Source organism: Streptomyces sp. NPDC006925 (assembly GCF_042869575.1).
Taxonomy (GTDB): Bacteria; Actinomycetota; Actinomycetes; order Streptomycetales; family Streptomycetaceae; genus Streptomyces.
Window position 1 is genome coordinate 264,439 of the sequence record NZ_JBIAGB010000005.1, and the last position, 14,256, is coordinate 278,694.

A 14,256-nucleotide genomic window follows, 5' to 3' on the forward strand; every position below is an offset into this window, starting at 1 on the left:
GGCACCCGCCCGCGCGCTACGGCCAGGCGCGGCCAGCGCCCAGCGGCCCCTGCCGGCGCCCTGTGGCAGGCCCCTGGCACGCTCCGGCCGGGAGACCCGGTCAGGTTCCTCCGGGGCCGCTCCCGCCGCCCTCCCGGCCGCTCCCCGCTCCGGCGGAGCCGCCGGGCTCCTCGTCATCGACGATCTCCGCGTCCACCACGTCCTCGTCCCCGGGTGCGCCTCCCTGACGCGGTTCTCCACCCGACGTCTGCTGCCCCTCACCGCCGGACGGTCCGCTCCGTGCCTGCGCGTACATCGCCGTGCCGATCTGCTGTGCCGCGGCGGCGGTACGGTCGACGGCCTCGCGCAGCGTCGCGGTGCGCTCGGTGGCGCGGGCCGGGTCCTCGGGCGTCTCGGCCAGCCTCGCCCGGAGGTCGGCGAGGGCCGCCTCTGCCTCGGAGCGGGTCTCGGACGGCACGGTGCCCGGTCCGGTGTCGGCGAGCAGCCGTTCCGTCTGATGCACGAGTTGCTCGGCCTGGTTGCGCGTCTCGGCGGCCTCGCGGCGCCGCGCGTCCTCCTCGGCGTACTGCTCCGCCTCGTGCACCATCCGCTCGATGTCGTCACGTGGCAGCGCAGAGCCGCCGGTGACCTGCATCTTCTGCTCCTTGCCGGTACCGGTGTCCCGGGCGGAGACGTGCATGATCCCGTTCGCGTCGATGTCGAAGGTGACCTCGATCTGCGGGACGTTGCGCGGCGCCGGAGGCAGGCCGGTCAGCTCGAACACTCCCAGCCTCTTGTTGTAGGCGGCGATCTCCCGCTCCCCCTGGAAGACCTGGATCTGCACCGAGGACTGGTTGTCCTCCGCGGTGGTGAAGGTCTCCGAGCGCTTGGTCGGGATGGTGGTGTTCCGCTCGATCAGCTTGGTCATGATGCCGCCCTTGGTCTCGATACCGAGGGACAGCGGGGTGACGTCCAGCAGCAGAACGTCCTTGACCTCGCCCTTGAGCACACCGGCCTGGAGCCCGGCGCCGATCGCCACCACCTCGTCCGGGTTCACCCCCTTGTGCGGATCCCGGCCCGTGAGGTTCTTGACCAGGTCCGTCACCGCGGGCATCCGGGTGGAGCCGCCGACCAGGATCACGTGGTGGATGTCGGACAGGTCGACTCCGGCGTCCTCCACGGCCTGGTGGAAGGGGACCCTGCAGCGCTCCAGCAGATCCTCTGTCAACTGCTGGAAGCGGGTCCGCGTCAACTGCTCCTCCAGGTGCAGCGGCCCCTCGGAGGTCGCGGTGATGTAGGGCAGACTGATCGTGGTCTCGGTGGCCGAGGACAGCTCGATCTTCGCCCGCTCCGCGGCCTCCCGGAGGCGCTGCACGGCCATCCTGTCCTGGGACAGGTCGACTCCGTGCGCGTTCCTGAAGCGTTCGATCAGGTGATCGACCACGCGCTGGTCCCAGTCGTCACCGCCCAGGTGCGTGTCCCCCGCGGTGGCCTTGACCTCCAGGACGCCTTCGCCGATCTCCAACAGGGACACGTCGAACGTCCCGCCGCCCAGGTCGAAGACGAGGACTGTCTGCTCCTCCTCCTTGTCGAGACCGTAGGCGAGGGCCGCGGCGGTCGGTTCGTTGACGATGCGCAGCACCTCCAGTCCGGCGATCTCACCGGCCTCCTTGGTGGCCTGCCGCTGCGCGTCGTTGAAATACGCGGGGACGGTGATGACGGCGTCGGTGACGTCCTGGCCGAGGTAGCTCTCCGCGTCCCGCTTGAGCTTCTGCAGAACCCGGGCGGAGATCTCCTGAGCCGTGAACGACGTCCCGTCGATGCTCCCGGACTCCGGGAAGCGCCAGGCGGCCTCCCCCATGTGGCGCTTCACGGAGCGCACCGTGCGGTCCACATTGGTGACCGCCTGCCGCTTGGCCACCTCCCCGACGAGCACCTCGCCGCCCTTGCCGAACGCGACCACGGACGGCGTCGTCCTGGCGCCCTCGGCATTGGCGACGACCACGGGTTCACCGCCCTCCAGGACGCTGACCACCGAGTTCGTGGTGCCGAGGTCGATTCCGACAGCGCGTGCCATGGCCGTCCTCCTCAGGAGCCTCAGGAGCGCCGGCCTCCGCGAGCCGTGGAGTGCCGGATGGGCTACACCTGAGTCTTGCCTTCCTCGATGGCTTCGGCCACCTCAGCCGTCCGTTCGGCTTCCTCTGCGGCGAAGCGCTCGGCGTCCAGCTTCTCGGCGATCTCCTCGTCCTGGGCCATCAGCAGGTCGAGGTTCTGGTCGCCCATCTCGAAGACGCCCATGTCGACGTAGGCGCGCTGCAGGCGTTCGCCCCACAGGCCGATGTCGCGTACACAGGGCACGATGCGGCTGAAGAGCAGCTTGCGGAAGAGCTGCAGGTACTCCGACTGCTCGCTGAAGGTCTCCGCCTCGGCCCGCGGGATGCCGAAGTTCTCCAGCACCTCGACGCCCTTGAGCCGGTCGCGCATCAGATAGCAGCCCTCGATGACGAACTCCTCGCGCTCCCGCAGCTCCGCGTCGGAGAGCTGCTTGTAGTAGTCGCGCAGCGCCATCCGCCCGAAGGCGACGTGGCGGGCCTCGTCCTGCATGACGTAGGCGAGGATCTGTTTGGGCAGCGGCTTGTCCGTGGTGTCCCGGATCATGCCGAAGGCGGCCAGTGCCAGTCCCTCGATCAGCACCTGCATGCCCAGGTACGGCATGTCCCAGCGGGAGTCGCGGAGGGTGTCGCCCAGGAGCGACTGGAGGTTGTCGTTGATCGGGTAGAGCATGCCGACCTTCTCGTGGAGAAAGCGGCCGTAGATCTCCGCGTGCCGGGCCTCGTCCATCGTCTGCGTCGCGGAGTAGAACTTCGCGTCCATGTCGGGCACCGACTCCACGATCCGCGCGGCGCACACCATGGCGCCCTGCTCGCCGTGCAGGAACTGGCTGAACTGCCAGGAGGCGTAGTGCCGGCGCAGCTCGCCGCGCTCGGCCTCGTTCATCTTGTCCCAGTAGGCCGTGCCATGCAGCGTCATGGCCTCGTCAGGGGTGCCCAGCGGGTCGTAGGGGTCGACCTCCAGGTCCCAGTCGATGCGGCGCTGCCCGTCCCACTGCTTGTCCTTGCCCTTCTGGTACAGCGCGAGCAGACGGTCGCGGCCGTCGTCGTACTCCCAGGAGAAGCGGGCGCTGCCGGAGGAGGGAACCTGCCAGAGGGGGGCATCGGTTGCGTGCACATAGAGATCGTGAGTGGACACGGACATCTCCTTCAGTCACGGACTGCCCGGTGAGGGTGAATAGTTGGCAGGCTCACACGTGGGTTACTGCACGGTCAACAAGTTGCGCGCAAGGGATTGACGTCCTTACTGACACGCAGTCTCATAAGAGGGAACAGTAGATGTGACCGCCGGTAACACCCACGGGAGCACCGGCGCCGCCCGACGAAGAGGTGCCTCAGCATGACGACAGCGCCTGACATCGCCGAGAAGGAACACAAGGTGCTCAAGGACGCCCTCGGCCTGCTCAAGGACCGCGAACAGGTCGCCGAGCGCCTCCTGGAGTCCTCCCGCAAGCACTCCTTCGACCCGGACACCGAGCTGGACTGGGACGCCCCCTTCGAAGACGGCAAGTGGTTCTGGCCGCCGGAGCTGGTGTCGCTCTACGACACCCCGCTGTGGCGGCGGATGTCCGAGGAACAGCGGATGGACCTGGCCCGGCACGAGGCGGCGTCACTCGCGTCGCTGGGCATCTGGTTCGAGGTGATCCTCATGCAGCTGCTGGTGCGGCACATTTACGACAAGCCGCTGACCAGCAATCACGTCCGCTACGCGCTGACCGAGATCGCGGACGAGTGCCGGCACTCGATGATGTTCGCGCGCATGATCAAGCAGGGTGGCGCACCCGCGTACCCCGTCTCCAGGCTGCACCACAACATGGCCCGGCTGCTCAAGACGATCTCCACGACGCCGGGCTCGTTCACCGCGACGCTGCTGGGCGAGGAGATCCTGGACTGGATGCAGCGGCTGACCTTCCCCGACGAGCGCATCCAGCCGTTGATTCGCGGCGTGACCCGGATCCACGTCATCGAGGAGGCCCGGCACGTGCGCTACGCGCGCGAGGAGCTGCGCCGCCAGATGGTCAGCTGCCCCCGCTGGGAGGCGGAACTGACACGGGTCAGTTCCGGCGAGGCCGCCCGCGTCTTCTCCCTCTCCTTCGTCAATCCGCAGGTCTACGAGAACGTCGGCCTGGACAGGAGGGAGGCGGTCGCCCAGGTGAAGGCAAGCGGGCACCGCCGCGAGGTCATGCAGAACGGCGCCAGGCGGCTGACCGACTTCCTGGACGAGATCGGCGTACTGCGCGGCGTGGGCAGGAAACTGTGGGTCAGCTCGGGGCTGCTGGCCAAGTGAGCGCCCTCGGCCCTCACCGTCGATGACCGCCGCCGGTGAGGGCCGCGTGAAGCCCCGGTGAGGAGCTCCGGTGCACGCGGAGGGCACCGGGGGCCGCCGGGCGGTTACGCTGCCATGCATGAGCAGCAGCGGCACCGCCCCGGCGTATCGCAGGCTGAGTGTGCAGGAGCGGCGCAGCCAACTGCTCGGACACGCACTGGGCCTGTTCGCGCACCGGCCCCCCGAGGACGTGTCGCTGGACGACGTCGCGGCCTCTGCCGGGGTGTCGCGGCCCCTCGTCTACCGGTACTTCCCCGGAGGCAAGCAGCAGCTCTACGAAGCGGCCCTGCGCAGCGCCGCCGACCAGCTCGAACAGTGTTTCGCCGAGCCGCCGACCGGACCCCTGACCATCCGCCTGTCCCGCGCCCTGGACCGTTACCTGGGCTTCGTCGACCAGCATGACGCGGGCTTCATGGCACTGCTGCAGGGGGGCAGCGTGGTGGAGACCTCCCGGACGGACGCCATGGTCGACGAGGTCCGCAGGGACGCGGCCGACCAGATCCTCGCCCATCTGGCGGCGGACGGGGACGACGGGGGCCACGGATCGCCGCGGCTGCGGATGGCGGTGCGCACATGGATCTCCGCGGTGGAGGCGGCCTCGCTGATCTGGCTGGACGAGGGCAAGCAGCCGCCGCTGCCGGAGCTGCGCGACTGGCTGGTGGACCACTTCGTCGCGGTGCTCACCGCCACGGCGGCCGGAGACGCCCGGACGGCAGCCGCGACCCGGCGGGCGCTCGCCCTGGAGGAGCCCGACGGCGCCGTCGCCGACCTGGTCGGCAGAGTGCTGCCGGTGGTCGCGGAGTCCGGGCATCTGCTCCCCGGCCCCATGGGACCGTCCGAGACTTAAATAATGCTTGAAGTCTGAGCTAGGCTGCGGCCATGCCGACTCAGCTCTCATGGAAGGCCCCGGAAGCCACCGTCGGAGAACTGGCCGAACGCGCGGGCGTGGCCACCTCGACGCTGCGCTTCTACGAGCGCGAAGGGCTCATCCACAGCCGCCGCACCTCGGGCAATCAGCGGCGCTACAGCCGCGACACCCTGCGCCGCGTCGCCTTCATCAGAGCCTCGCAGCGGCTCGGCCTCCCTCTCTCCGCCATTCGCGGGGCGCTGGCCGTGCTGCCGGAGGGCCGGACGCCGACGCGCGAGGACTGGGCGGCCGTCTCGGAGTGCTGGCGGGAGGACCTCAACCAGCGGATCGCCCTCATGGAGCAGCTCCGCGACCACCTCACCGACTGCATCGGCTGCGGCTGCCTGTCGCTGACCTCGTGTGCGCTGGCCAACCCGCAGGACCGGCTCGGCGATCAGGGCCCCGGTGCCCGCCGGCTCAGCCAGCCGTGCGGCCCGGATCCCGCTCACGGTGACGCGTCCGGCTGCCGCGGCGGTGGAGCCACCGGCCGGGCGGGCGCCGCGGGGATCGCGCACGCGGGTGCCGCCGAGGCGGCACCCGACGCGGCGCCCGGCACCCGCCGGGCGCGCGCCGCCACCGCCCGCGCAGCCGAGGGGAGCTGAAGGGGTGCGCAGCGAGGAGACGATTTTCCGCGGCGGACCGCTCGACGGACGGACGCTGCCGGTGCCGCTGGGTCCGACCGGCAGGCCGCCGCGCAGCTACGAGGTACCGGTACCGGATCCGGAGGGCGGCCCGACGGTCGTCCATGTCTATCGGCTCGAGCCTGCCGCGCTGAACAAACTGGGGCTGCCGCGGGGCTGGGCGTACGTCCACGAACCCGAAGGGGGAGCGGCGAAGGGTCCGCTGCAGCGGTTGCCGTGGCGCAGGCGGCGCGACCGCTGAGAAGGGTCGCTGCGAGCACGGAGACCGGGCGGCACGGGTGCCGGCACCGGTGAGCCTGAGCTGCACGGATGTAGTGGCTGCGGCGGTACGGGCGGCTGCGTAGGCGGGGGCGCTACCGCCGATGGGTGCGGCGGTGGTGCCGGTGGCGCCGGGAAGGGGGCCCGGGAGCGGTCCCGCTCGAGGCCCGACGCCCTCCGGAAGGCTCCCTGGTCGCGGCGGCTCCGGCCGCGGGCGCGCGATCAGCCTGGACAGGGCGGCGGAGAGGGGGTTTTCTGCTGGCGTGATCGAAGGCATCGCGCGGTTGCGCGAGACGGATCCCCGGCAGCTCGGCCCCTTCCGGCTCTTCGGGGTCCTCGGACACGGCGACGCGGGCAGTGTCTACCTGGGCAAGGGCACCCCGGGACGGGGCGGGCGCAAGCGGGCGGCGGCGGTCCGCGCCGTACGGCCCGAACTGCTGCGCGATCGGCAGCTGCGGGCGCGGCTGCGCCGGCAGACGGCCCGGGTCGCGGAAGCGGTGGACAGCCCCTTCGTGGCCGACGCGTTCGGCTGCGAACTCGACAGTGAGCACCCATGGATCGCGGAGGAGTTCGTGCCGGGCGTGCCGCTGTCCGCGCTGGTCGCCGCCTACGGACCGCTGCCGGAGATGTCGGTCCGCGCGCTGGGCGGCGGCCTCGCCCGGGCCTTGGCCGCGCTGAACGCGGCAGGAACCGCCCACGGGCATCTGCGGGGCTCGGATGTGCTGCTCACGGCCGCCGGGCCGCGCCTCGTGGACCACGGCCTCGCGTTGGACGGCTCCGGCTCGGGGGTATCGGCAGGCGGGGCCGAGGACGTCTTCGCGCTGGGCACCGTACTGGCGCTGGCGGCGAGCGCACGGCACCCGTTCGCCGGAAACCCGCTTCACACGGCCCGCGAGGACCCCGACCTGACCGGGGTGCCCGACTCTCTGTGCGTGCCGCTGCTGGCATGCCTGCACAAGGCCCCCGAGTCCCGCCCGCACCCGGAGTCCCTGGCCCGCACCCTGGACCTCTCGGGAACCGCGACACGTCCGGCGCGGGAGTGGCTTCCGAACCCGTATCTCCATGAGATCGGCCGACTCGCGGACACGGCACGGGAGCTGATCGGACGCCGGGGCTGGAGCCGCTGAGCGGCTGCCCTCGGTCTCCGGCCGGCAGCGCCTCTGTCGTCGAAGGCGGCTCGCCCCCGGCAGGGGGCAGGTGGCGGGGCGAGGGCGAGATCCCCACACGTTCGGGTGATGTGGAGCTGGTCGCCGTCGCTGGACACGGCGCGGGGGTGGGGGTATGGGCAGGGCGCTTTCGACACCCCGAGGACCACAGCCCTCCCGGAGCACCACTCCGACCAGCCATGAAGCGCCTCCGCCCGATGACGACCGGGCCGGGCCACACTGCCGCCTGACGGGAGGACCGGCCGCGGCCGGGGCGGGGTGCGGGCGCGGCAGCCTCCCGATCGGGTGAGAGCCGTGCGTCCAGCCGCGCAGCTCGCCCTGAGGCGGGGTGGGCTGCCGTGCCACGATCGCGGCAGAGCGGTCGAGGACGGGGAGACGCCGCTCGGGAACGAGGTGCGCGGTGTTGAGGGTGTTGCGGGAGGCCGGGGCGCGACGGGCGCGCGGAGAAGAGCCGGGCGCGGTTGCCCGGTCGAGGGCCGGTGCGATGTCGGTGGGGCTCGTGCTGGCGGCCGCGGCTGTGCTGGTGCCCGGCGCGGTGGTGGACGCCGGTGCGGTACCGGCGGCGGGAGCGAGAGCGCCCGGTGCTCCGCAGCCGGGTCCGGAACCGGGTCCGCCGAGCGCGCGGCACGGGTCTCTCGGGGAACTGCTGGGCGAACTGAGTGTGCTGTACCAGCGCACGGAGGAGGCTTCGGAGGCGTACAACGGCACGGCGGAGAAGCTGAAGGCACAGCGCGTGGCGGCCCGGCGGGCGCAGGCCGAACTGGGTCGCTCCCGTTCGGTGCTGGCGCGGGAGCGGCGACGCGCCGGTGAGCTGGCCCGGCAGCAGTACCGGAACGGGGGTACGGGAATCCCTCCGGCAGTGCGGATGCTGCTCACGCGGGAGCCCCACCGGCTGCTCGATCGGGGGCACCTGCTCCAGCGGGCGGCGGACGACCAGGCGGACACGCTGCGCCGGCTCGCCCAGGGGCAGCGCCGGCACACGGCCGCGGCCCGCAAGGCGCGCGCGGCGGTGGCTCGGCAGGAGCGGCTGGCGGACCGCAAGAAGCATCAGCGCAACGAGGTGCGCAAACGGCTGCGGAAGGTCGAGGGACTGCTCTCGTCGCTGACCGGGGAGCAGCTCGCCCGCCTCGGCGCCCTCGAGGGCGAGCGTACGGACGCCGCGCAGCAGAAATTGGTGGCCGGGGGCGCGCTGGATCCCAGCGGCGCGAGCCGACCCGCTTCCGCTCAGGGGCGGAAGGCACTCGACTGGGCGTTGGAGCAGATCGGCAAACCGTATGTGTGGGGCGCCGAGGGGCCGGGGGCGTTCGACTGCTCCGGGCTCACCCGGCAGGCGTGGCGCCACGCGGGCCGGGAGATCCCGCGTACCAGTCAGGAGCAGTGGCGCCGGCTGCCGAAGGTCGGGCTGGACGAGCTGCGCCCGGGCGATCTGGTGATCTATTTCGAACGTGCGACGCATGTGGCCATGTATGCGGGAGGGGGCCGTGTGGTGCAGGCTCCACGCCCCGGAAGCGAGGTCCGCCTGACCGAACTCGCCGTGGACCCGCCCATCGGCGCGGTACGACCGGACGGACGGCGCGCGTGAGGCGGGCGGCCTTGGCGCGGCCGCGCCCCGCGGAGGGTGCCTCGGCCCCGGGCTCGCCCACGGGGGCGGCGACGGCCCCGGGCTCAGTCCAGCTCGGCGAGCAGCACCGTGGCGTCGTCGTGCTGTTTGCCGCGCCGGGGTGCCGACTCCGACTCGGCGGTCCGCACGCGCTGGACGAGGGCGCGCGCGCCTTCCTTGCGCACGAGGGCGAGGAGTCCGGCCCAGTCTCCGAGGTGGAAGGTCTCCGTCCAGCGGGCTGCGCCGTCGGTGACGGCGAGCAGGGCGTGGACGTCGCCCCTGTGGTGACTGCCCGTCACCGCGTACGCGGTGACACCCGGATCGACGGCGGCCGTGTAGAAGCCCCTGCCGTCCGGCGCGTTGCGCAGCGCCTCCACGGCGTCCACGTAGGCCGTCCGATCGGCTGCCTCACCGGTCAGACGGGCCCGGTCGCGCAGGTCGCGGACCGTGGCGGGCAGTTCGGCCAGCCGTCGGTCCAGGAGCGGGTGCACCGTGCCGTCGGCGGTCTCCAGGAGGAGTGCGGAATCGGACAGCACCAGATGTTCGACCCGCTCCTCGTCCCAGCGGGCAGCGACGACGGTTGCCTGAGGGGTACGGGGGTGAAAAAGATCACATGTGTCGCGATGAGCGTCCGCGGTCCGGACGACGGCGACACCGAGGCATTCGGCCAGCGGCATGTCCCGGCGTGTCCCCGCCAGTTCGAGCAGCGCGCCCCCCAGCCGCGCCACGAACCACGGCACCCCGTGACGGCAGCCGTCCTGCTCCGGTGGGGTGACACCGTCCAGCACCACGAGCGCTCCGCCGCCGTCGGCAGCGGGAACAGCGGCCGACATGTAGTCCTCGTTGAGGCGTCGGGGACTGCCGGGCTCGGTGACCATGTCGATGCGCATGGTCCGCAGTCTGCCCGACGGCGGATCGCCGAAGAGCCGGTGACCGCCGTGCCGCTCACCGCACACCCTGCCGTCCACCGGGCCGGAAGGGCACCGGGAGCCCTCCGTTCGGAGCCGCTTCCGGGTACGCACGTGGGCGGGCAGGCCGGAAAGCGCTCGGACACCGAACGGAACCGAGTCCTCCGCACAGTGCGGCAGGCATCCTGCCAGGACCGCGCGCGGATTTCCAACCAGTGCCCGAGGGACGGACATCGCCCGGCTCGGGCCGAGTTGTTCCGCCGCCGAGGAGTGATGTTCACTCCTTCGGGTGGCCCAGCAGGGGATTCTCACCCGCCTCAGGAGCGCACTGCCAAGGTCGGTCGTCGAGTGTGGGGACACCCCTGCCGAGCACCGCGCGTCCAGGGGCCCGGAGAGGTAGCTGGGGACGGAAGGACGCGGAAGGGTGCCGGCGCGGGGGCGGGGCCACCCTCTCGCCACACACGTTGGACTGTGCCGCCCGGGCTCCGGGAGAGGCGGGACGAGATTGCGAGTGCGGGTGCGGAAGAAGCAACGTCTCAAAGCGGACGTTTCCCGGGCAACGGCGACCGGCACCGGCGCCACCGGGGACGCGGAAACCACGAGGAACGCGGAACCCCCCGCTGCGGCGGACACGGAGAACCTCACCCCCGTGCGACGTCGGCGCGCGCGGGCGCGCAACCGGCTGCTGGTGTCCGTCGCGGTGGGAGCCGTGGCGGTGGTGGCGGCCGGTGCACCCACCCTCGTCGCCGGTTCCCGGGACGCCGCCGACGCCCAGGACCTCGTCGACCTGGCGCGGCTCGACCAGCAGGCCATCGCCCTGTCCCACTCCCTCGCAGACGAGCGCGACGCAATGGTCGAACGCCACGCCGCGGGCGGCGGGGGAGACAAGAGCGGCACGGGCGTCAGCGAAGCCCAGCGCAACCGGGTGGACCGGCTGGCCCGCGAGCTGCGTACGGCAGCGGCGGCGGCGCCGTCGGGCCCCGCGGGATCGTCCGCCTCCCCGTCCTCGATCGTCGAGGCGCTCGAGAAACTGCCCGGAGTCCGGCAGCGTGCTCTGGCGGGCAAGGGTGATCCGCTGGACTCCCATGACGCCTACTCCGAGATCATCCAGCCCCTCCGCCACCTCACCCGCGGCATCGCCGACGGTCTGCCCGCGCGGGCGGCCGACCGGACAGCGGCGGCACTCCCCGACCTGGCCCGCGCCGTCGACCAGGCGTCGGCCACCCGCGGACTGCTGGAAGGGGCCCTCGCAGGGCAGGGCTCCCAGCGCGCTCTGGTGACGGCGGCGGGGCAGGCCCGGGTCCGGGAACAGGCGGCCCTGGCGGACTTCGAGGAGACGGCCGACACCGCGGCACGCGACCGCTACCGCACGACCGTGAACGGTACGGACGTGAACGTCGCCGAGCGCTACCTGAAGTCCGTCACCGCGCAGAACCGGCTCACTCCCGGTGTGCGCGCGCTGGACCAGGAGCGGTTCGACAGTTCCGTCTCGGCCCGCCTCGCCCATATGCGCGGGGTGCAGTCGTCGTTCGCGGCGGCGGAGACCAAGCGCCTGGAGAAGCTGCGGGACGACGATGTGACGGCACTGCAGTTGCGTGCCGGGCTGGTGGGTGGCTGCCTGCTGCTCGCCGTCGCCGTCAGTGTCGCGGTCGCCCGCTCGCTCACTCGCCCGCTCTCCGTGCTCAAGCGCGGTTCTCAGCGGCTCGGCAAGGACCCGGTGGGCGAGGAGCCGATCACCTTCCGCGGCCGCAACGACGAGTTCGCGGACGTGGTGCGAGCGCTCAACACGCTGCGGGCAACCGCGACCGACCTGCGGCGCCGGTCGGCGTGCGCGGAGAAGGAACAGGACCAGCTCGCTGTCGAGAAGGCGCAACTGACCGAGCGCCACCAGCTGCTGGGAGAAGAGTGCGACGCCCTGCGGGAAGAGCTCCGAGCGGCGCATGAGCAGTCGCCCATCGCGGCCCCGCACAGCACGGCCGCGGCGCCGACGCATGCGACGGGTGCGACGGACACGATTGCGGACGGTGTCGGCGAGAGCGCGCACGAGGCCGCCGGTGACGGCGCGGGGGCGGACCGCAGCGCGTTCGCCGATCTGGGCAGCCGCACCCTCTCGCTGGTCGAACACCAGCTCGGCATCATCGAGGGGCTGGAGGAGAGGGAGGCCGACCCCGACCGGCTCGACACCCTCTTCAAACTGGACCACCTGGCCACGCGCATGCGGCGGCACAGCGAGAATCTGCTGCTGCTGGCGGGTGCGGACCGCACCGAAGGTCACGACTCGTCCGCGGCCGTGGCCCCGGCACCGCTGCTGGACGTGCTGCGCGCGGCTGTCAGCGAGATAGCGGAGTACGAGCGAGTGGAGCTGGGGACACCGGCGCCGGAGGTACCGGTCACCGGGTCCGCCGCCGACGACCTCAGCCACTTGGTCGCCGAACTCCTCGACAACGCGGCGGGCTTCTCCCCTGCCGGATCCGGAGTGCGTCTGGGCGCCCGGCTGCTGGAGAGCGGAGCCGCCCTGGTGTCCGTGGAGGACGAGGGCCAGGGCGTGCCCGAGCCGCAGCTCGCCGAGCTCAACACCCGGCTGGCCGAACCGCAGGCCGCGACCGAGGTCGAGGCGCTGCGGGCGAACAGTGGCTGGGGTCTGGGGATGTACGTGGTCGCCCGGTTGTCGGCCCGGCACGGAATCCGGGTGGAGCTGCGCGGCCGGGAGGCGGGCGGCACCGTGGCCGAGGTGACGGTGCCCCGGACCCTGCTGCCCGGCAGCGGCGACGGGGCGGAGCAGCCGCCCGGAGCGGAGGACCACGAACGGCCCGCGGACCGGCACCCTCAGGCCGAGGAACAGGTGCACGCGCGGTCGGAGGAGCCGGAGGCGCGGGAGGAGCCGGACGCCGCCGCAGTCGAGGCAGCCGCCTGGACGGGGGCAGCCGCGCCGGGCACCTCGGGGACGGGCGCATCAGGGCTGGGTGCCGCCGGGCCGGAGGCGCGGCACCCCGAGCCCCGGGGCCCCCTTACCCATCCGGGCCTGCCGCAGCGGGTGCGGAGGGAGACGCCGCGCGAGTCGGCCGTCCCGCATCCGCGCAGCGGCGCCACCGCGGAGGAGCTGCGCCGCAGGCTCGACGGGTTCCAGCAGGGGGCCCGTGAGGGACTCCGGGACGCGGGAGCGCAGGCCGCACCCACGGCCGCCAGGGTCCCCTCTCCCGCCGGTTCGCCCGAGGCCGAACGGATCCGGCACGAGGAGCACGCCGAACACGACGAGCACGACGAGCACGACGAGCACGACGAGGCCGCCGAACACGACGGGCTGGACACGCCGCACGACGAGCAGAACCGGCCCGCCGCGCTCCGGGAACAGGAGCAACACGCCGCGCACGACGAGCAGGACGCGCAGGGTCGGCACGCCGGGCAGGATGTGCGGCAGGCGTACGAGGGCCACGCCGGGCACGCCGGGCCGGAGCCGCACAGCGGACACGACGGGTCGGAGCCGCACGCCGGACACGCCGGACACGGGCAGCAGGACACTCCGCGGGACCGGGAGGGCCGGGGAAGCGATCAGGAGGCACGGGGCGCGCAGCCCGAGGACATCAGCAGTGCGGAAAAGCGAGCGGGGGCGCAGCTTGACGGTGGTACCGCCGAGGAGGCACGTAAGTGAACCCGCTCAACACGGGCACGTCCGGCAGCGCGGAGGCACGTAACCTTCGCTGGCTGCTCGGCAAACTGGTCGAAGAGGTGCCGGGGATCCGGTCCGTGGCGGTCGTCTCGTCCGACGGCCTGCTGCTGCTCGCGTCCGACCCCGCGCTCGGCGTCGAGCACGGGTCCTCCGCCTTGGGGACCGAGTACGGCCGCTCCGTCGTGGGCGCCGAGCAGGGACGGCGCCAGGAGCAGCACGCCGGGCTCCGGGAGCAGCAGCCCGCGTACGCGGGGCAGGGTGCGGGGACTCCGGCGGCGGCCCGCGAGCAGGCGGGCACCACGCGGGCGGGCATTCCGGTGCGGCGGCGGGGCGGACGCCCGGCCGCCGGTCCGCGCGGCACCAGCGGGGACCTGGCCGCTCTGGTGTCCGGGGTGGCCTCGCTGACGTTCGCCGCGGCCGAGCTGATGGAGGCCGGCATGGTGAAGCAGACCATCGTCTCCATGGACGAGGGTGCGCTGCTCGTGATGGCCATCGGGGACGGCTCGCTGCTGGGGGTGCATGCCGCGGCCGGCTGCGACATGGCAGCGGTCGGCTACCAGATGGGGTTGTTCGTCGGCCGGGCCGGGCATGTGCTGACGCCCGAGCTGCGCAGTGAGCTGCGGGGAGCGGTGGGCGCGGGCGCGGGCCGGTAGAGCTGCCGCGGGGCTCCCGGACGCCCGCGGCCACTCGTCC

The 14,256-nt window shown here is 72.7% G+C and carries 11 protein-coding genes; 8 read left to right on the forward strand and 3 right to left on the reverse strand.

Annotated features, from left to right (window positions below; translation table 11 throughout):
* Positions 1-100 precede the first annotated feature (100 nt).
* Positions 101-2,056 (reverse strand): molecular chaperone DnaK, encoded by a 1,956-nt coding sequence (gene dnaK, locus ACFYNS_RS10380; protein ID WP_388602024.1) that lies wholly within the window; start codon positions 2,054-2,056, stop codon positions 101-103.
* Positions 2,057-2,118: 62 nt separating this feature from the next.
* The gene (locus ACFYNS_RS10385) at positions 2,119-3,228 is read right to left on the reverse strand and encodes a ferritin-like domain-containing protein (RefSeq protein ID WP_388602026.1); all 1,110 of its coding nucleotides are present in this window, start codon (positions 3,226-3,228) and stop codon (positions 2,119-2,121) included.
* A gap of 201 nt (positions 3,229-3,429) precedes the next feature.
* Here ACFYNS_RS10385 and ACFYNS_RS10390 point away from each other — a divergent pair, with 201 nt between their 5' ends.
* The 6 genes from ACFYNS_RS10390 to ACFYNS_RS10415 all read left to right on the forward strand — a co-directional run bounded on the left by ACFYNS_RS10390 (position 3,430) and on the right by ACFYNS_RS10415 (position 8,970).
* Entirely contained in the window at positions 3,430-4,377 is a 948-nt protein-coding gene (locus ACFYNS_RS10390; protein WP_360289541.1) for a diiron oxygenase, read from the forward strand.
* 118 nt (positions 4,378-4,495) lie between these two features.
* Complete coding sequence (locus tag ACFYNS_RS10395) at positions 4,496-5,263, forward strand: TetR/AcrR family transcriptional regulator (RefSeq protein ID WP_360289543.1); 768 nt, start codon at positions 4,496-4,498, stop codon at positions 5,261-5,263.
* 32 nt (positions 5,264-5,295) lie between these two features.
* Positions 5,296-5,925: a redox-sensitive transcriptional activator SoxR gene (gene soxR / locus ACFYNS_RS10400; RefSeq protein ID WP_388602028.1), complete on the forward strand. Its 630-nt coding sequence runs from the start codon at positions 5,296-5,298 to the stop codon at positions 5,923-5,925.
* A 4-nt stretch (positions 5,926-5,929) separates the two neighbouring features.
* On the forward strand, positions 5,930-6,205 hold the full coding sequence (locus tag ACFYNS_RS10405) for a hypothetical protein (RefSeq protein WP_360289545.1): 276 nt from the start codon (positions 5,930-5,932) through the stop codon (positions 6,203-6,205).
* A 280-nt stretch (positions 6,206-6,485) separates the two neighbouring features.
* Complete coding sequence (locus ACFYNS_RS10410; protein ID WP_360289547.1) at positions 6,486-7,349, forward strand: protein kinase; 864 nt, start codon at positions 6,486-6,488, stop codon at positions 7,347-7,349.
* Between the two features lie 523 nt (positions 7,350-7,872).
* Positions 7,873-8,970 carry a C40 family peptidase gene (locus ACFYNS_RS10415; RefSeq protein WP_360289549.1) on the forward strand — a complete coding sequence of 366 codons (1,098 nt, stop codon included), beginning with the start codon at positions 7,873-7,875 and terminating at the stop codon, positions 8,968-8,970.
* 83 nt (positions 8,971-9,053) lie between these two features.
* Here the strand turns inward: ACFYNS_RS10415 and ACFYNS_RS10420 are convergent, their stop codons facing one another.
* Complete coding sequence (locus ACFYNS_RS10420) at positions 9,054-9,878, reverse strand: protein phosphatase 2C domain-containing protein (RefSeq protein WP_360289551.1); 825 nt, start codon at positions 9,876-9,878, stop codon at positions 9,054-9,056.
* A gap of 667 nt (positions 9,879-10,545) precedes the next feature.
* Here ACFYNS_RS10420 and ACFYNS_RS10425 point away from each other — a divergent pair.
* Together ACFYNS_RS10425 and ACFYNS_RS10430 are read left to right on the forward strand one after the other, a co-directional pair.
* Entirely contained in the window at positions 10,546-13,545 is a 3,000-nt protein-coding gene (locus ACFYNS_RS10425; RefSeq protein WP_388602031.1) for a nitrate- and nitrite sensing domain-containing protein, read from the forward strand.
* The gene (locus ACFYNS_RS10430) at positions 13,542-14,216 is read left to right on the forward strand and encodes a roadblock/LC7 domain-containing protein (protein WP_388602034.1); all 675 of its coding nucleotides are present in this window, start codon (positions 13,542-13,544) and stop codon (positions 14,214-14,216) included. The genes ACFYNS_RS10425 and ACFYNS_RS10430 overlap by 4 nt, the downstream gene beginning before the upstream one ends.
* Positions 14,217-14,256: the final 40 nt, after the last annotated feature.